Genomic DNA, 441 nt, shown 5'->3' with positions numbered 1-441 from the left:
GATAGTGTCCCACCCTGTGGTGTAGGAGGCCGCGCGCGGAGCCTTTGGCTCGGCGCAGCGTGCGGCCGGGCTGGTGGCCACCGCGCTTCTTCGTAATCTGAGGTTGTTCAACGACCGACGACAACGAAGGAGAGCACGATGACCGACCCTATGATCGACCTTCCGGAGGCGATCTCCAAGAGCGATGACACTGATTTTCTGCGCGAGCTGATCCAGGATGCCGCGCAGCGTTTGATGGACATCGAGGTGGCTGCCGTATGTGGCGCCGGTGCCCGCGAACGGACGCCGGACCGGGAGAACCAGCGGAACGGCTACCGGCCACGCCGATGGGATACGCGGGCCGGGACGATCGGCCTGAACATTCCCAAGCTCAGGAAGGGATCATATTTTCCGACCTTCCTCGAACCGCGCCGGACGGCCGAGAAGGCGCTGATGGCGGTG

General features: G+C 64.2%; 1 protein-coding gene. It reads left to right on the top strand.

The window, feature by feature from the left end; translation table 11 throughout:
- Positions 1-138 precede the first annotated feature (138 nt).
- The coding region (locus tag Q1A87_RS23795; RefSeq protein ID WP_299657366.1) for a transposase at positions 139-441 on the top strand (303 nt) is incomplete at its 3' end.

The organism is uncultured Jannaschia sp., assembly GCF_947494055.1.
Taxonomy (GTDB): Bacteria; Pseudomonadota; Alphaproteobacteria; order Rhodobacterales; family Rhodobacteraceae; genus Jannaschia.
This window is presented reverse-complemented; position numbering and strand designations above follow the sequence as displayed.